The following is a 15,219-nucleotide window of genomic DNA, read 5'->3' as shown; positions in this document are numbered from 1 at the left end:
CGACACCCACCCACCACCCTTCCCGGGAAAGAGGCCACACCATGACCCGCAAGCCCTACCTGACCGGCCACTACACCCCCGCCGTCGACGAGATCACCGCCACCGGGCTCACGGTGGAAGGCACCCTGCCCCCCGAACTGACCGGCCGGCTGATCCGCAACAGCCACAACCCCAAGCCCGGCGTCACGCCCACCCACTGGTTCAAGGGCAGTGGCATGGTCCACGGCATCCGTCTGCGCGACGGCCGTGCCGAGTGGTACCGCAACCGCTGGGTCCGCACCCCGGCTCTGGACGGCGCCCCGTACATGACCGAAGACGGCCCGGACCTGACCGCGAGCACCGCGGGTACCCATGTCATCGAGCACGCCGGCCGTCTCCTCGCGCTGAGCGAGGCCAATTTCCCCGTCGAACTCACCCGGGACCTCGACACCGTCGGCGCGTACGACTTCGACGGCCTGCTGCGCAGCGCGATGACGGCCCACCCGAAGACCGACCCGGTCACCGGGGAGCTGCACTTCTTCGGCTCCTCGCCGTTCCCGCCGTTCCTCATGTACTACGTGGCCGACGCCCGCGGGCGGATCACGCGCAGCGTCGAGGTGCCGGGCGCCACCGCCTCCCTCAAACACGACTTCGCGCTCACCCGCCACCACGTCGTCTTCATCGAGGGCACCGTCACCTTCGACCCGACCGAGCACTCCGGCATCCCCTACGCCTGGAACGGCGACCAGCCCGCCCGTATCGGCGTCATGCCCCGGGGCCCGCGGGGCGCGGACCAGATCCGCTGGTTCCCCATCGAACCCGGCAGCATGCTGCACGCCGCCAACGCCTACGAGGACGCCCGGGGGCGCATCGTGCTGGAAGGCCCGACCGTCGACCGGGAGGGCTTCCTGCTCTCCTGGAACTGGTGGGTCGGCGCCCCCGGTCGCGGAACCGAGCCGAACGCGCGCTCGTACACGCGTCGTTGGACCATCGACATGGCCGCCGGCAGGGTGGTCGAGCAGACCCTCGACGACCTCGCCGTCGAGTTCCCCACCCTCAACGAGGACTTCATCGGCGCGGAGTACCGCTACCAGTACGCCGTCTCCTTCCCCGACCAACACGGCTACGGCGGCTACGGCATCGTCAAGTACGACCGCGCCACCGGCGGCCGCCGCGTCCACCAGGCGGGCGACGCCCGACTGCCCGGCGAAGCCGTCTTCGTGCCCGCCGCCGGCGCCACCCGCGAGGACGACGGCTACCTGCTGACGGTGGTCTCCGATCTCAAGCAGGACAGCTCGCAGCTACTCGTCCTGGACGCCTCGGACCTCGGCCGGGTCGCCGCCGTCCATCTCCCGCGCCGCGTCACCGCGGGCATCCACGGCTCCTGGATACCGGACGCGGAGACGGACGCCGACGCCTGACCGCGCCGCGTCCCGGCCGGGGTCGGGCGTCCTCCCCGCCCGATCCCCCTCCGCCGGCCCCTCAGGGAGCCTGCGCCAAGAGGGTCTCCAACCCCGCGCACAGGAGCCGTACGCTGCGGACGTACTTCTCGTCCGCCCCGACCGCGAAGGCGGCGGCGACGGTCATGGGGTACCGCTCCCGCAGGGCCGCGCTCTCCTCGACCCCGATGGCCACGGAGGGGGATTCGCTCTGCTCCTGCAGGACGAAGCCGGTGACATGGCTCAGCAGGGCGTCCGCCCCGACACCACCGTGCCCGGCGGGCAGGCCGGCCTCGCGCAGGGTCTCCAGCAGTCGCTCCATCAAGGTCAGCGCCCCGGTGCTGAGCACCTTGGGGCTGTCGGCGAACATCACCGCCCCGCCCGGGTGGCGCCGGATCGTGCGGCGCAGCGCGACGAGTTGCGCCTCGACCCGTTGCTGCCAGCGCGCCTCGGGGTCCAGCGCGGCCAGGGCGGTGGTCCCCGCCTCGTACGCCTCCCGCGCGACCCGGTCCGCCATCAGCCGGACCAGCTCGGCCTTGCCGGCCACGTGGTAGTAGAGGCTCCCGGCATGGACGTCGAGCCGCTGGGCCACCTTGCGCATGGACAGGCCGTGGTACCCCGACTCGGCGAACACCGCCATGCCGGCCTCGATGATCCGCTCCGCTGTCAGCTTCATGGAGGCAGCCTACCCGCGCTTTTCAAACACTGTTTGAATTTGCTGCGGAGTGGGCTACTGTCATGCCCGAGACAAGCGACGGGGACCGAAGGGGGGTGGTGACGATGGGCTCACTGGTGTTCAGCGTGACCACGGCGGCATTGATGGTTGCGATGTTCAAGGGTGGACTGGCCCTGCTCGGCGAGGACACCCTGCGCGGGCGTCGCACGCCCTGGGCGGCGGTGGTCCTCACCGGCCTCGTCGTGGCCGGGCTGGTGACGCAGTTCTGCTGGTCGGGCGCGATGGACGCCTTCGACAGCGACCCGTCCAAGTCCGGTTGGTGGCGCGTCGTCACCTCGGTCTTCATGCAAAACGGCGGCCTGTTCGGCGACGCGTGGAACCTCGCGACCATCGCCGTCGTCGCCGCGCTCGCCGAGTGGTTCTGGGGCGCCCCCCTCATGCTGGGCCTGTTCGTCGCCGGAATCCTCCTTCCGACGTACATCGACATGCTGTTCGGTGAGACCGCCCACAGCACCGACCCGCGCAATTTCGCCGGGAGTTCGGGTGCCACCTACTTCCTCGCCGCGACGCTCGCCGCACCCCTCCTGCTCCGCGCCCTGCGCGCCGGCCGGGGCGGGGTGAACGCGAAGGAAGCCCTGCTCGCCCTCGCCGTGCCCGTGTCGGGCCTGGTCATGTGGTTCGCCCAGGCCAACGGCCACGGTCTGGTGGCCGTCTACGGCTGCCTCCTCGGCGCACTGGCCTGCCTCCTGCCCCGCCCCACCACCCTCCGGCCTGTCCCGCTCGGTCAGGAAACCGCCCGACCGTCGTCGGCGCCGTGAACCGGCGGTGACATGGGCGCCCGCGCCCATGGCGATGCCCCCCGCCGTCCGGCAGGGGGCATCGCCATGGGCCGCGGTCAGTTGTTGGAGCCGACCGTGTTGTCGTGACCGGCGTTGAACACGTCGTCCCCCGCGAACTGGAGCCAGTTGCCGAACACGAACGTGTAAGAGGGCTCGGGCTGGTAGGTGACGTTCACGTCGGCGTTGGCGGCGGACGCACCGCCGAGGACGACGACACCGGCGGCGAGCAGGGTGACGAGAGCACGTACAGATCGCACGAATCCACCTTTTTCGATCGGGCAAGGAACACCCTAGAAGGTAGGGAGGTCCCGCCCCGGTGTCGCGCCGCACGCCCCGCACACGGCCAACCGCAAGCCGAATGGCCGAGCCGCCGGCGGCCTCGGCCTAGAGACCGAGGCCCGGCGGGGACAGCGCGCCGAACCACACGTGCGTGACGGCGCTGACGTAGCGCGCCCCGCACCGGTCCGAGGGGACCACCAGTTGGCAGCCCGCCTCGTCGAGGTCGCCCCCGTCGAGGCGGGTGGCCAGCAGGACCGGACTGCCGCCGAAGTCGGTGTCCAGCTCGGCCCAGGACAGGACGGTGTGGTGCCCGTCGCCGCCGCTGACCGCGAGCAGGAAACGGCTCCGGTCCTTGCGCCGCCGGGCATCGAAGGCCGGCCCCGCGTCCGCGACCACGTCACGGAGCAAGGGGCCTTCGAACACATGGTGTTGGGGACCGTTCGTCGCGCAGTCGAAGGTGACCGCGACCCGGTGCTGTGCCCAGTCCCGCAGGTCGGCGACGCTCAGCGTCGCCGGGTGGTCCAGGTCACCGTGCAGCATGAGTTTGGCCATGCGTACGTCATTCCCGGAGCGTTGCCTCTCGGAACCTCATTTGCGCGTTCGATGGCTTGATACAACTCGCAGGTGTCAGGCATTCATGCGTTTCTCCCTCGCATCTTCCGATCGTGCCTCCGCCATACGACGTCCCGTGTCACCGGCGTCTCGGTGAAGCGGACAGCCCGTCGCGTCGCGCAGCGCGTTGGCGAAAGCCGGGGCCACCGGGTTGAAGGGGCTCTCGCTCATCGACTTCGCGCCCAGCGGCCCGATCGCGTCCAGCGTCTCCATGAAGTGCACCTCCGTGCGCGGGACGTCCGCGAACTGCGGGAGCCGGTAGCGGCGGAAGGCGGGCGTGGTGACCTCCCCGCGCTCGTCGACCCGCACGATCTCGAAGAGGGTGGCGCCCAGTGCCTGCGCGACTCCGCCCTCTACCTGGCCGCGACACTGCAACGGGTTCATCACCTTGCCGGCGTCCGCCGCGTGGACGCTGCGCAGGATTCTCATCTCGCCCGTGTCCGGGTCGACGGCGAGACGGAACCACTGGGCGTTGAAAGCGACCGAGCGCGGTGAGCCACCCCAATGGCCGTCCGCCGCCAGTTCCTGCGCCATGCCCTTGGCGTGCGCGGCCTCGTACAGTTCCTTGAGGGTGACGAGCCGGCCCGCGCAGTCGAAGCCCTCGGCGGACAGCTCGCACAGGTGCCGGGGCACCCCGGTGTGGCGGGCGGCGAGGGTCCGGAGCCGCTCCGCGAGGGAACCCGCCGCGATGAGCACCGCCTTGCCCGCCACCACCGTGCCGGCCGAGCCGAAGGCGCCGGTGTCGTGGCGTACGACGTCGGTGTCGGACTGGCGGACGGTGATCCGGTCGACCGTGGTCTTCAGGGCTCCGGCGGTGATCTGCTTGTGCACGGTGGTGGTGCCGTTGCCGAACTCGGCGGTGCCGACCGCGATGTCGTACGTGCCGTCGGAGAGCAGGCTCACCCGCGCGTCGGCGTAGTGGCCGCCGGGCGGAGCGGTGGCGATCATCGCCGGCGCCATGCCCTGCCCGGTGAGCCAGCCCGCGGGGACCTCCTCGTGGCTGCGGTCCTCGGTGATCGCCCCGCGCACGATGTCAAGGCACTGCTTGAGGCCGTAGGAGGCGATGAACAGGTCCTCCTCGTGTCCGATCGGGCTGACCACGTGGTCGCCGGGGCCGATGACGTTCTTCTCGCGGAAGACGAGCGGGTCCGTGCCGAGCCGCCGGGCCAGCTCGTCCATCACCGATTCGAGGGCGAAGGTGACCTGGCCCAGGCCGTAGCCGCGGAAGGCCCCCGCCGGAACGCAGTTGGTGTAGACGCAGTACGCCTCGACCTCCTTGTTCGGGGCCCGGTAGACGGCGAAGGACTCGCCGACGCTGTGGAACATCACGCCCGGGCCGTGGTTGCCGTAGGCGCCCGTGTTGGAGACGACACGGATGCGCAGGGCGGTGAGGGCGCCGTCCGCCGTAGCGCCGGCCTTGACGGTCACCTTGAAGGGATGGCGGGTGGTGGCCCCGTAGAACTGCTCGGCCCGGGTGTATTCGAGTTTCACCGGACGACGCAGCCTGAGGGCGGCGAGGACCACGATGTCCTCGGTCAGCATCTCCTGCTTGCCGCCGAACCCGCCGCCCACGCGGCCCGCGACGACGCGGACCTCCTCCTCCGGCAGGTCGTAGAGCGCGCAGATCGCGCGCCGGGTCAGGAAGGGCGTCTGGGTGGAGGAGCGGACGGTGAGCCGCTCGCCCGGGGAGCCGTCCTCCTTGGGCTCGAAGTACGCGACGCAGCCGTGGGTCTCCAGGCTGGCGTGTTCGACGCGCTGGGTCCGGAACGTCTCCTCGTAGACGACGTCCGCCCGCGCGAAACCCTCCGCCATGTCACCGATCGTGCCGTGTGCCTCGCCCACCACGTTGTTCTCCGGGCGGGCGATGCGGGACTCGGGGCCCTTGGGGTGGATGACGGGTGCGCCGGGGAGCATGGCCTCCTCGGGGTCGATGACGTACGGGAGCTCCTCGTACGTGACGACCACGCGCCGGCAGCCCTCCTCGGCCGCCTGCTCGCTGTCGGCGACGACGGCGGCCACGCGCTGGCCCACGTGACGGACGACGTGGTCCAGGACGCGGGTGTCCTCCGGGTCCTCGCCGGGGTGCTCGTGGCGGGCGCTCGAATAGAGCCGCTCGGGGGCGTCGTGGTGGGTGAGGACCGCGTGCACGCCGCGGGGGTGCCGCGCGAGGTGCGGACCGTGTTCGGGGCCCGGACCCTGGGAGCCCTGGGGGACGGCATGCTGCGCGAGACACTGGAGGTCTTCCTGGCCAACAACTGCTCGTGGACGCGCACGGCGAAAGCCCTGCACCTGCACGTGAACACGGTCCACTACCGGATCGAGCGGGTCCAGGCGCTCACCGGCCGCGATCTCACCCGCCTCGACCACAAGGCTGGGGCCGGCGCCGGGCGGCAGCCGTCGCGGCCCGGCCGCGCGCTCCTTGGCGAACGCGGCGAGTACCGCGCCGTCGACGCACCGGGCCCCCTCCGGCGTGCGGTGGGCGCGGAGCCGGTCCGACTCCACCCACCGGCGGACGGTCTCGGGACTCACGCGCAGCAGATCGGCGGCCTGCCCGATGGAATACGACGGCACGCCCGCAGCCTAGTGGCCGCCCGGCCGCTTTCCGCCCCCGGCCGGCCGGGTCGCCGGAGCGGGCCGAGCGGGACGGATAATGGCGACTCCCATCAAGAGAGTGGACGGTCATGACGCTGACGGAAGGCCGGCGGGTGAAGCTGGCGACGGACATCGGGCTCGCCGAGGCGGTTGCCCTGACCGAGGGTTCCGCGACAGGGGCGGTCGCGGGGCTCCTGATCCTGGCGGCGGGGACCGAGGGCACCGTGGATCGGGTGGTGGGGGAGCGGGACCCGGGCCCGGAGGTCCGCGAGTACGAGCGGCTCACCTCGCTCCTCGACTCCTTCGGCCACGACATGCCGCCGCAGAGCAAGAGGGAGTTGAAGGAGAAGATCGCCTCCCTGGAGCCCGCATGGACCGCCCACCAGGCGCACGGCGCGGGCGTCACGGTCCGGGTCCGCTTCGACAACGGCCTCGTTCTCGACGGCGCGCGCGACGACGTGTTCACGCCGGCCTGACGCGGCAGCGGCAGGATATCCGCCGAGGCGCGGGTCGGGTGATGTCGTCGTTTCCCCGCATTTCCCGTCCGGGACGAGGACGATGGGAGAACCGGCTCGCCGAGGAGGACGAATGAGGACACGTCACGTGCGGGCTCGTGGCTCACGGGCACGTGGGTCATGGGCGCGTGGGTCATGGGCACTGGGCTTACCCGCACGTCTTGCACGGCACCCGCGTGCTTGGGTCCTCTTCGGGGCGGTGCTCCTGACCACGCTCGCCACCACGACGCCGGCCCAGGCGCTGCCGGCGTGCCCGAGCAACGCGATCTGCTTGTGGAGGTTCCAGGACGGCACCGGGGACCTCTACGTCTGGCGGGGTGGATATGTGGACCTGCCCGCCAGGTTCGTCGACCACGTCTATTCCTTCCGGGCCAACCGGACCGGAGCGTTCATCGACTGGGCGAAGGGCAAGGACTGCCACCCCGTCCGCAAGGGTGACTACGGCAGCAACTACGGACAGCGTTTCGGCTCCAAGATGGACGCGGTCGGCGACAACTGTTGAGGACGACGGACCCGGGGAAATGGATCAAGGCCGCGGGCGGTTGTACGGGGCGTGTCTCATGATTCCCGCCGGACCGACCGCGTCCACCCCCTGCTGGCCGACCGCTTCAGCCCCTATGCGTTCGACCCGTCCCGTCGCGTCGACGATCACACCCTCCATCTGCTCCTCGAAGCCGCCCGCTGGACGCCGTCCGCCGGGAACTCGCAACCCTGGGGCTTCCTGCCGGCCAGGCCCGGCGAGCCGGATCACGCGCGGGTACTGCCACACCTAGCGCCCAGTTCCTTCCGGTGGGCGAAGGACGCCGGCCTGCTCGTCGTCACGCTGACCCGACGCTACGTCGACGATTCTCCGCTCGTGTACTCCGAGTTCGCCGACTACGACCTCGGCCAGGCGGTTGCCCACCTGAGCCTGCAAGCCCAGAGCATGGGGCTGGCCACCCACCAGTTCCGGGCCTTCGACCTCGAAGCCCTCACCAAGGAGTTGGGCCCCGATCCGGGATGGGAGATCGTCTCCATGCTCGCGATAGGCGGGGCGGCCGACGAGCCGCCCGCCGTACGGCAGCGCCGCAGCGCCGCCGACCTCCGCACCGCGCCCTGGTCGACGTCGACGCGGTGACCGGCGGTCAGTCGGCCTGGGGGCGCGCGGGCCGGGTTACGGCGGAGTCCGCCCGGCCGCCGGCCCCGAGGAGGCCCGTCGCCTGGAGGGCGGTCCGCCGCTGGAGGCGCGGGAGTTCCCGCTTCGAAAGGAAGGTGACCACCGGCGGCATCGCGGCGCGGACGGGCTGGGTGGCCCGGAGCCACGCCGGGGCGTACACGGCCGCGCTGCGCCGCTCGACGGCCCGCACCATACGGTCGGCCACCGTCTCGACCGGATAGACCTTCCTCGCGGGTCGCGGCATGTGTGCCCGCAGCTCGCGCAGGACGGGATGGTCGTCCGCGTCGCGGATCATGTCGGTGTCGGTCCAGTTGAGATACGCGATGCCCACGTCGACGCCCTCGTGGGCGACCTCCGCCCGCAACGAGTGGGCGAACGACTCCACGCCGGCCTTCGAGGCGCAGTAGGCGCTCATCATGGGCGCCGCCCCGATCGAGGCCAGCGAGGCGATCTGCAGGTAGTAGCCCCGGCAGGCGCGCAGGTCGGGCAGGAAGACGCGGGCGGTGGCGGCGCTCCCGATGAGGTTCACCTCGATCACCCGGCGCCAGAGCGAGGGGTCGGACTCGGCGAAGGGGCCGCCCTCGGCCACCCCGGCGTTCGCGATCACGATGGAGGCGGGCCCCAGGCTGTCCCGTACGTCGGCGGCCACCCGGCGCATCCTGTCGTCGTCGGTCACGTCGACCTCCCAGCACCGCGCCACTCCGGGGATCGAATCCCGGACCGCGGCGAGGGTCGACTCCTCCCGCCCGAGGAGGGCGACCGCGGCTCCCCGCCGGGCGAGTTCCCGCGCGAGCGCCGCGCCCAGTCCGCGGGCGGCGCCGGTCACGACGGCAGTGCGGTCTTGCAGAGGACGTACAGAGCCTGTCGTCACGTGGTCCTCCTCGCTACGGAAGGTGCCCCCGCCGGCGCCTCGCACGGCGTGGGACCGGCGAGCCGTTCTCTCACCATAGGCACCGGATCCGACGCATGCCGGTCCACCTGTGCGCGGAAGGATCCGACAAACGGCGCATCCATCGGACGTCGTCTCGGCGAAGGAGGGTAGTGAAGCGGAAGCGAGAAGAGGACACCGCCATGACCAAGGACGACAAGCTCGGCTCGGGCGACCGGGTCACCTGGAGCAGCCACGGCACGACCGTGTCCGGCGAGGTGAAGAAGAAGATCACCAAGCGGACGAAGGCTGCGGGCCGCACCGTCGACGCCTCGAAGGACGAGCCGCAGTACGAGGTGGAAAGTGACGCGTCCGGTCGTAGGGCCGTCCACAAGCCGCAATCGCTGCGCGAACGCGGCAAGGGCGAGTGAGGGCCGGGCTTCACGCTTCCGGCGCGCGGCGTCCGTCCCGCGTCACGAAGGCGATCAAGGCCGACAGCGCGAAGGTCACCACCAGGGTCGTCACCATGATGAGGCCGACGCCGATCACGAACAGGCCGCTGGAGTCGTCGGACCAGTCGTACCAGGCGGCGGCGGTCAGACCGGCCGTGGTGCCGAACACGGCGCTCGGGATGTGCCGCCGGGATGCCGCCCAGCACACCGGCCCCGCCAGGGTCACCACGAGCCCGATCACCTGCCAGGCCTCATAGGGGCCGGTCTCCGACCCGTCGGGGTGCACGTCGCGCTGCTGGTCCCAGCCCAGCCAGGCGGCCCAGGCGGCCCAGGCGGCGACCGGCGCGAGGAGCGGGAAGAGAAAAGCGAAGGGAGAGGGAGAGGGTGCGGGGAAGGGTTCGGGGGTGGATTTCCAGGGTCTCGGGCGCATGGACCCAGCGTCCCTGCCCCCGCCGGCGCCCGGGAAGCGCTCACGTACTCACCTCGCCTTGAGTAGCCGGGCCCAGGTCGCTGCGGCCGAGATCCGGATCGGGCACCTGGCCGGACACCGCATCGGACACCGGATCGGACACCGCGAAGGCCCCGTCCACGTAGCGCACCACCAGCTCCCGCTCCCCGCCCGAAGCGGCCTCGGCCGCACGCCGCAGCTCCACCCGACGCGCCCCGCTGTACCCGCCGCCGCGCCAGTACGGATGCGCGCTGATCCGGCACGACAGCCGGATCAGTTCCCGTCGCAGCCCGGCTCCGCCCCCGCTCCCGTCGGGCCGGAGGGCGAGCAGGTTGTACGTACGCGTCCACCTTTGCTGGAGCCGGATGAGGTCATCGGGGAAGGGGAGGGACTTCATCCACTTATTCAATCAAGTGTTCGAATATCTGCGCGAGCCGCGCGTCGGACGCTCATGATCAGGTGGCGGGCTTCCCCACCGCGTCAGGGCCGGCTGTAGGCGCGGCGTCGGTACGCAGCAGCCATGCCATGGCCAGTCCCACCGCGACGAGCAACGCCCCGTCGACGGCCAGACCCGGGCCGGCGCTGACCGAGGCGATGAGGATGCCGCCGAGCAAGGTCCCCAGCGGGCCGAACGTGCTGGTGAGGGCGACGTAGTAGGCGCCGGCCTCCTTGAGGTGCCGTTCCGGGAGACGCTGCTGCATCACGGTGCTGATGATCGCCGGGAACGGGGCGTAGACCAGGCCGCCGACCAGCATGGCCGCCCAGGCCACGGCCAGGTGCGTCGGGACGGCGACGACGACGGTCACGGCCCCCCAGGCCGCCGCGATCAAGGCCGCGTACCGCCCGTGGGCCGGTGCGCGGCGGGCGGCGCCGACGAGCAGGTTCCCCAGGACGGCTCCGATGCCGAACGCCGCCCACAGGCCGCCGAGCACGGATTCCGCGCTCCGGCCGCCCGCGCGCTCCTGTGCGATCAGCGGCAGGCCGACGACGAACGGCCCGTAGAGGAGGAGGAAGAGCGCCGCCAGGACGAACAGGCCCAGGACGGCCGGCTGGTCGCGGAGCCCGCCACCGAAGAGGCGGCGTCGTCGTCCCTCCCCGAGCCGCGCCCGCCGGTGCGTCTCGCCGCGCCTCTCCTGTGGTTCGCGCGGCCCGCCGGGCAGGGTCAGGAGCAGGGCCGAGTAGAGGAGGAAGCTCAGGGCGTCGATGCCGAGGACGAGCCCGGCGTCGGTGAGGGAGATCAGCAGGCCGGCGAGCGCCGGTCCCACCATCGACGCGCCCTGTACGGCGTTCGCGAGCAGGGTGTTCGCCGTGAACAGCATGTCGGGCTCGACCAGTTCCCGGGTCATCGCCCGCGCACCGGCTCCGGCCAGGGGACGGGTGAGGGAGGCCAGGCCGAGCAGGATCAAGTAGCCCGCCAAGTCGAGCCCGTCGAACAGTGCGAGCAGGGCCGCCGTGCCCAGGACGCCACCGCGCCAGCCGCTGTCGATCAGCAGCAGGGTGCGGGAGCGCACCCGCGCGATGCGGCGCGCGGCCAGCACGCTGGTGGCGATACCCGGGACCAGGTACGCGGCGCTCGCGAGGGCGATGGCGATCGGTTTGGTGTCTCCGTGCGCGAGCCGCATGGCGAACACCACGACGGTGACCTCGCTCATCGCGTCCCCGAAGCCGGACATGCTCTCACCGACGAAGTACCGGCGGAACAGCCGACCCGAGAGGACCCGCCGGTAGGCGGTGAACGTGCTCACGCGTGCTCCCTCGGTGGTCATGTACCTGATCATCCCGTGAGGCGCGCGCCGGGCGGGTCCGTCCGTCAGCCCTCACGGTGCGAAAGAGGTTCGGAGCCCGACGTGACGGCGATGTAGGCCAGTCCGTCGTACTCCTCGGCCGGGACGCCGGGGCGGAGGTTCCTGCGGTAGGTCCACCGCGCCACCACGGCGCCGAACTGCCGCATGCCGTGCCGACCGTGCAGCCACTCCCGAACGGCCGCCGGCGCCTCGGCTGCGCCTCGGCTGCGCGTCGGAGGTCGACGAGATGGTCGGTGCGTGACGACGGCCCCGCTGGGGGACGCGCCCACGGCCCGGGCCACATCGGCCGGGCCCGGAACGACCCGCTGCCGAACGGCAACCCCAGGGCGTAATTCCTCACGGGTCCGCCAGGTCCAGAACCCCAGCCCGGTGAGCACTTGCTCGGCCTCGCCGATGCCGTGCCGTACGTAGGCGTCGACGGCCGGTCCGGACGACGCACTGGCCTCCATCACGAGGGCCGAGAACCCCAGCTCGGTCACGAGGAACTCCAGCAGACGATGCTTGAGCCGGAAGAACTCGCGCGTTCCGTGGGTGGCTTCGCCCAAGTCCACCACGCGAACGCCGGCGAGGACGTTCCTCAGAGGTTGGAGATCGGCAGCGCACCCACCCGCGCTCAAGGACTTCAACGGCATTGCGTTCCGGGCCAACCAGCCCGTCACCTCATCGGACACGTGACTCCCCTCTGTCGCGGCGGCCTCCGGCACGCCTCGGTGGCCGCCTTCCGGTCCGGGGCGCGCCTGGGTGCGGGGTCATCTGCCGTACATGAAGAAGCGGGCCGGGACGAAGAGCTCGTGACCCGTCGGGAAGCGGACACGTACTCCCGACTCCGTCCACGTGGTCGATTCGATCCCGTCCGCTCCCAGGAAGGAGTCGATGTCCAGCCAGTGCCCGTAGGCCAGTTGGGGACCGCAGCTGATCACCAGCCGGTAGGAGTGCCGTCCGGAAAGGGTGTGGTGGTGCACCAGGCCCAGGAGATGCTCCCGTCGGTCGGCGTAGACCACTGACGAGGGCGGACTGTCGCGGTACGTCACCTCGGTCCGCGGCCACCACAGAACGGTCAGAAGTGAGACGGTCAGCAGGGCACCCGCCACGCCGCCCAGCAGTATCCTGCCGATTCCGGCCCTCGGGCGGGGCCGTGCGGTCCGGTCGGTTTCGTCAGGGGTGAGCGTGCCGATGATGCCCTCCAACATGTGTCGTCACTCCGTGCCGGTCGGCCGAGATGGCTCTGTCGGAAGGACGCGGAGCCCGGCCCATTGGTTGTGGCGCCGGTCCGTGTCGGCTGCGGTTCACCGAGTGCATGCCACATCAGCCGGAGGCATCGAGCGCAGTGAAAGACCGTCAGTTCGAGGACCGCCGCCGGTTCGAGCTCCGCTACGCGCAGCGGTTCAAGTGCCGGCTGCGGAAGGTCGACAACGAGCTCGCCTTTCTTCCGGGGCCCGAAGTCCGGTCGATCGACTGGATCCGGGATCTCTATCGTGCGCACGGCGAGCTGCCGGCAAGCCGCTTCGCCCTGCTGGCCTTCGACCACAACCACGGCGGGGTTCGTCGCGACGTACCGCGTAGCGACTGACTAGCTCTTCAGGGCTGCGTCGAGCATTCGGCCGGCGACCGCCGTGAGTTCCGCCAGGTCGGGCGCCGGCCGGGTACGGGCCATCGCGCCGGCGAGACGGTCGAAGAGTACGCCTTCTGTCCAGGCGACCAGCAGCTCGGCGGACTCGCGGGGCCTGGCGGCGCCCAGCGCCGCGAGAACCGCGGCCGCACGGGCGCGGGACGCCAGGCCGGCCCGATGGAAGGCAGAACCCAACTCCGCCGTGCGCGCGGCCTCAAGGCTGAGCTCGTAGCGGGCGAGTTGGCGTTCGCGGCCCGAGGTCAGCCAGCGGTGGAGCGTTTCCCCGAGCCGGGCTGCGGCTTCCTCGCGGGAAGCCGGCCGCGCCGGCTCGATGTCGTCCAAGTCCAGTTCCTCGATGCGGGCGTAGCAGGCGCCGATCAGCGCCGTACGCGTGCGGAAGTAGTACGAGGTACTGCCGGCGGGCAGGGCCGCCGCGGTGTCGATCGCGCGATGCGTGAGTCCTCGCAGGCCGGCGGCGGCCACGGTGGCGATCGCCGTGTCCGCGATGAGCGTGCGTCGGTCGGAAGTGGACATGTCCTCACTCTATAGCTGTAGAGTGAGGACATCCTCTACATACGTAGAGGATGCGATGCTCGAACAGATCGGATGAAGTGTCCCATGGCGAATCGGCACGCGGTTGTGGTCGGGGCCGGAATCGGCGGCCTCACGGCAGCCATCGCACTGCACCGCCGGGGCTGGCGGGTCACCGTCTGCGAACGGGCCCCCGAGCCGCCCACCACCGGAGCCGGCATCGGCCTCGCCCCCAATGCGCTGCGCGCATTCGACGCGATCGGCGTGGACGCGGCGCACGCCGCCGGCAGCGCCGTACCCACGACGATGGGCGTCCGCCGTCCCGACGGCCAGTGGCTCACCCGGACCGACACCGCCGACATGGCGGCCCGCTACGGAATGCCCCCGATCGCCGTCCCCCGCCAAGCCCTTACCGCCGCCTTGGCCGCCGCCCTGCCGCCGGAGGCGCTCCGCTACGGCGTCGCGGTGACCGCCGTCCACGACGCCACCGGCCAGCCGACCATCCGTACGGCGAGCGGGCCGGACCTTACCGCCGATCTGGTCGTCGCCGCCGATGGCATCCACAGCCCGTTGCGGCGCGCGTACTTCCCCGCCCACCCCGGTCTGCACTACATCGGGGAGACCGCCTGGCGGACCATCGTCGACGCCCCGGACCTGCACATATCGGCCATGAGCGAGACGTTGGGGCGGGGAGAGCGGTTCGGCGTGACCCCGCTCTCCGACGGCCGGTCGTACCTTTACGCCACCGCGGTCGTCCCGGCCGACACGGGGTCGGGCGACCCACGCGCCGAACTCCGCCGTCGCTTCGGTTCGTGGCACCACCCGATCCCGGCGCTGTTGGACCGCGTCGACCGCCTCGACCCCGCCGACGTCCTCCGCAACGACCTCTACGATCTGGCGGCCCCGCTGCCACGCCTGCATCACGGCCGGATCGCCTGGCTCGGCGATGCCGCCCACGCCATGGCGCCCAATCTCGGCCAGGGCGGCTGTCAGGCCATCGAGGACGCCGTGGTCCTCGCCCACCTCCTGCCGGCCGGGGACGGCGCGGACGGCTCGGATCGCATCCCGGCCGCCCTCGCCGCCTACACCGCCGCCCGCCGCGACCGCACCGACGCCGTGCGCGTCCGGGCCCGCCGCGTCGGCCGGCTGGGTGCCCTCCGCAACCCGCTCGCGGTGGCGGCCCGCGACCTCGCGGTCCGCGCCACCCCGGTCCGTCTCGCCCTACGCGGAATGGACGACCTGTTCGACGGCTTCCGCCTCCCCGGTCAACGGGGGAGCGGGCTGCTGCCGCCCGCGCCGCCGGCGTAGCGCCATGGCGTTCACCGGAAGCGGTCCGACCGGTCCGACCGGTTGACCGGTCCGATTGTGAGACCCCTACAAGGCTGCCCTGGTGAATCCGTGGGCCTCACCCTCCATCTG

General features: G+C 71.6%; 18 protein-coding genes and 3 pseudogenes. 9 read left to right on the top strand and 12 right to left on the bottom strand.

Going from position 1 to position 15,219, the window contains the following annotated elements; genetic code table 11:
- The first annotated feature begins 41 nt into the window (after positions 1–41).
- Positions 42–1,400 (top strand): carotenoid oxygenase family protein, encoded by a 1,359-nt coding sequence (locus tag ACFVXJ_RS01985; RefSeq protein ID WP_389657062.1) that lies wholly within the window; start codon positions 42–44, stop codon positions 1,398–1,400.
- A 61-nt stretch (positions 1,401–1,461) separates the two neighbouring features.
- Here ACFVXJ_RS01985 and ACFVXJ_RS01980 read toward each other — a convergent pair whose 3' ends face one another.
- Positions 1,462–2,094, bottom strand: a complete 633-nt coding sequence (locus tag ACFVXJ_RS01980) for a TetR/AcrR family transcriptional regulator (protein ID WP_389657059.1) — start codon at positions 2,092–2,094, stop codon at positions 1,462–1,464.
- Between the two features lie 62 nt (positions 2,095–2,156).
- Between ACFVXJ_RS01980 and ACFVXJ_RS01975 the strand changes: the two genes are divergently transcribed.
- Positions 2,157–2,912 (top strand): hypothetical protein, encoded by a 756-nt coding sequence (locus ACFVXJ_RS01975; RefSeq protein ID WP_389657056.1) that lies wholly within the window; start codon positions 2,157–2,159, stop codon positions 2,910–2,912.
- Between the two features lie 77 nt (positions 2,913–2,989).
- On the opposite strand, the gene ACFVXJ_RS01970 is transcribed toward ACFVXJ_RS01975, so the two are convergent.
- The 3 genes and pseudogenes from ACFVXJ_RS01970 to ACFVXJ_RS01960 all read right to left on the bottom strand — a co-directional run.
- Positions 2,990–3,190, bottom strand: coding sequence for a hypothetical protein (locus ACFVXJ_RS01970; protein ID WP_389657053.1), 201 nt, complete (start codon positions 3,188–3,190; stop codon positions 2,990–2,992).
- 127 nt (positions 3,191–3,317) lie between these two features.
- Positions 3,318–3,764, bottom strand: coding sequence for a molybdopterin-dependent oxidoreductase (locus ACFVXJ_RS01965; RefSeq protein ID WP_389657050.1), 447 nt, complete (start codon positions 3,762–3,764; stop codon positions 3,318–3,320).
- Positions 3,765–3,847: 83 nt separating this feature from the next.
- A pseudogene (locus tag ACFVXJ_RS01960) lies at positions 3,848–5,975 on the bottom strand (xanthine dehydrogenase family protein molybdopterin-binding subunit); the annotation flags it as partial.
- A 66-nt stretch (positions 5,976–6,041) separates the two neighbouring features.
- Here ACFVXJ_RS01960 and ACFVXJ_RS01955 point away from each other — a divergent pair.
- Positions 6,042–6,131 (top strand): annotated as a pseudogene (locus ACFVXJ_RS01955) (helix-turn-helix domain-containing protein); the annotation flags it as partial.
- 117 nt (positions 6,132–6,248) lie between these two features.
- On the opposite strand, the pseudogene ACFVXJ_RS01950 reads toward ACFVXJ_RS01955, so the two are convergent.
- Positions 6,249–6,395, bottom strand: a pseudogene (locus ACFVXJ_RS01950) (helix-turn-helix domain-containing protein); the annotation flags it as partial.
- 110 nt (positions 6,396–6,505) lie between these two features.
- Here ACFVXJ_RS01950 and ACFVXJ_RS01945 point away from each other — a divergent pair.
- From ACFVXJ_RS01945 to ACFVXJ_RS01935, 3 genes are all read left to right on the top strand, one after another.
- On the top strand, positions 6,506–6,892 hold the full coding sequence (locus ACFVXJ_RS01945) for a hypothetical protein (protein ID WP_389657047.1): 387 nt from the start codon (positions 6,506–6,508) through the stop codon (positions 6,890–6,892).
- Positions 6,893–7,130: 238 nt separating this feature from the next.
- Complete coding sequence (locus ACFVXJ_RS01940; RefSeq protein ID WP_389657044.1) at positions 7,131–7,433, top strand: peptidase inhibitor family I36 protein; 303 nt, start codon at positions 7,131–7,133, stop codon at positions 7,431–7,433.
- 51 nt (positions 7,434–7,484) lie between these two features.
- Entirely contained in the window at positions 7,485–8,048 is a 564-nt protein-coding gene (locus ACFVXJ_RS01935) for a nitroreductase family protein (RefSeq protein WP_389657041.1), read from the top strand.
- A gap of 7 nt (positions 8,049–8,055) precedes the next feature.
- Here ACFVXJ_RS01935 and ACFVXJ_RS01930 read toward each other — a convergent pair whose 3' ends face one another.
- Positions 8,056–8,958 (bottom strand): SDR family oxidoreductase, encoded by a 903-nt coding sequence (locus tag ACFVXJ_RS01930; protein WP_389657038.1) that lies wholly within the window; start codon positions 8,956–8,958, stop codon positions 8,056–8,058.
- A gap of 200 nt (positions 8,959–9,158) precedes the next feature.
- On the opposite strand from ACFVXJ_RS01930, the gene ACFVXJ_RS01925 reads away from it, so the two are divergent.
- The gene (locus ACFVXJ_RS01925; RefSeq protein ID WP_389658571.1) at positions 9,159–9,386 is read left to right on the top strand and encodes a DUF2945 domain-containing protein; all 228 of its coding nucleotides are present in this window, start codon (positions 9,159–9,161) and stop codon (positions 9,384–9,386) included.
- Positions 9,387–9,396: 10 nt separating this feature from the next.
- On the opposite strand, the gene ACFVXJ_RS01920 is transcribed toward ACFVXJ_RS01925, so the two are convergent.
- From ACFVXJ_RS01920 to ACFVXJ_RS01900, 5 genes are all read right to left on the bottom strand, one after another.
- Entirely contained in the window at positions 9,397–9,837 is a 441-nt protein-coding gene (locus ACFVXJ_RS01920; RefSeq protein WP_389657035.1) for a hypothetical protein, read from the bottom strand.
- Between the two features lie 40 nt (positions 9,838–9,877).
- Positions 9,878–10,252, bottom strand: a complete 375-nt coding sequence (locus ACFVXJ_RS01915; RefSeq protein ID WP_389657032.1) for a hypothetical protein — start codon at positions 10,250–10,252, stop codon at positions 9,878–9,880.
- Between the two features lie 58 nt (positions 10,253–10,310).
- Complete coding sequence (locus ACFVXJ_RS01910) at positions 10,311–11,600, bottom strand: MFS transporter (RefSeq protein WP_389657029.1); 1,290 nt, start codon at positions 11,598–11,600, stop codon at positions 10,311–10,313.
- Positions 11,601–11,665: 65 nt separating this feature from the next.
- A complete protein-coding gene (locus ACFVXJ_RS01905) occupies positions 11,666–12,205 on the bottom strand; it encodes an erythromycin esterase family protein (protein WP_389657026.1) in 540 nt (179 codons plus the stop codon).
- 204 nt (positions 12,206–12,409) lie between these two features.
- A complete protein-coding gene (locus ACFVXJ_RS01900) occupies positions 12,410–12,850 on the bottom strand; it encodes a hypothetical protein (protein ID WP_389657023.1) in 441 nt (146 codons plus the stop codon).
- A gap of 107 nt (positions 12,851–12,957) precedes the next feature.
- On the opposite strand from ACFVXJ_RS01900, the gene ACFVXJ_RS01895 reads away from it, so the two are divergent.
- Entirely contained in the window at positions 12,958–13,230 is a 273-nt protein-coding gene (locus tag ACFVXJ_RS01895; protein WP_389657020.1) for a hypothetical protein, read from the top strand.
- On the opposite strand, the gene ACFVXJ_RS01890 is transcribed toward ACFVXJ_RS01895, so the two are convergent.
- Complete coding sequence (locus tag ACFVXJ_RS01890) at positions 13,231–13,803, bottom strand: TetR/AcrR family transcriptional regulator (protein ID WP_389657017.1); 573 nt, start codon at positions 13,801–13,803, stop codon at positions 13,231–13,233.
- A gap of 84 nt (positions 13,804–13,887) precedes the next feature.
- Between ACFVXJ_RS01890 and ACFVXJ_RS01885 the strand changes: the two genes are divergently transcribed.
- Positions 13,888–15,108: an FAD-dependent oxidoreductase gene (locus ACFVXJ_RS01885; RefSeq protein ID WP_389657014.1), complete on the top strand. Its 1,221-nt coding sequence runs from the start codon at positions 13,888–13,890 to the stop codon at positions 15,106–15,108.
- Positions 15,109–15,219 lie beyond the last annotated feature (111 nt).

Source organism: Streptomyces sp. NPDC058279 (assembly GCF_042881255.1).
Lineage (GTDB): Bacteria > Actinomycetota > Actinomycetes > Streptomycetales > Streptomycetaceae > Streptomyces.
Note: the sequence above shows the minus strand (reverse complement) of the source record. Positions and strands in the feature narration are given on the sequence as shown.

Bases quoted from the DNA above. Each gene is read 5' to 3' on its own strand.
- ACFVXJ_RS01965 (WP_389657050.1), bottom strand. From the start codon at position 3,764: ATGGCCAAACTCATGCTGCACGGTGACCTGGACCACCCGGCGACGCTG.
- ACFVXJ_RS01985 (WP_389657062.1), top strand. From the start codon at position 42: ATGACCCGCAAGCCCTACCTGACCGGCCACTACACCCCCGCCGTCGAC.
- ACFVXJ_RS01890 (WP_389657017.1), bottom strand. From the start codon at position 13,803: ATGTCCACTTCCGACCGACGCACGCTCATCGCGGACACGGCGATCGCC.
- ACFVXJ_RS01975 (WP_389657056.1), top strand. From the start codon at position 2,157: ATGCCCGAGACAAGCGACGGGGACCGAAGGGGGGTGGTGACGATGGGC.
- ACFVXJ_RS01885 (WP_389657014.1), top strand. From the start codon at position 13,888: ATGGCGAATCGGCACGCGGTTGTGGTCGGGGCCGGAATCGGCGGCCTC.
- ACFVXJ_RS01920 (WP_389657035.1), bottom strand. From the start codon at position 9,837: ATGCGCCCGAGACCCTGGAAATCCACCCCCGAACCCTTCCCCGCACCC.
- ACFVXJ_RS01925 (WP_389658571.1), top strand. From the start codon at position 9,159: ATGACCAAGGACGACAAGCTCGGCTCGGGCGACCGGGTCACCTGGAGC.
- ACFVXJ_RS01945 (WP_389657047.1), top strand. From the start codon at position 6,506: ATGACGCTGACGGAAGGCCGGCGGGTGAAGCTGGCGACGGACATCGGG.
- ACFVXJ_RS01900 (WP_389657023.1), bottom strand. From the start codon at position 12,850: ATGTTGGAGGGCATCATCGGCACGCTCACCCCTGACGAAACCGACCGG.
- ACFVXJ_RS01980 (WP_389657059.1), bottom strand. From the start codon at position 2,094: ATGAAGCTGACAGCGGAGCGGATCATCGAGGCCGGCATGGCGGTGTTC.
- ACFVXJ_RS01915 (WP_389657032.1), bottom strand. From the start codon at position 10,252: ATGAAGTCCCTCCCCTTCCCCGATGACCTCATCCGGCTCCAGCAAAGG.
- ACFVXJ_RS01895 (WP_389657020.1), top strand. From the start codon at position 12,958: ATGCCACATCAGCCGGAGGCATCGAGCGCAGTGAAAGACCGTCAGTTC.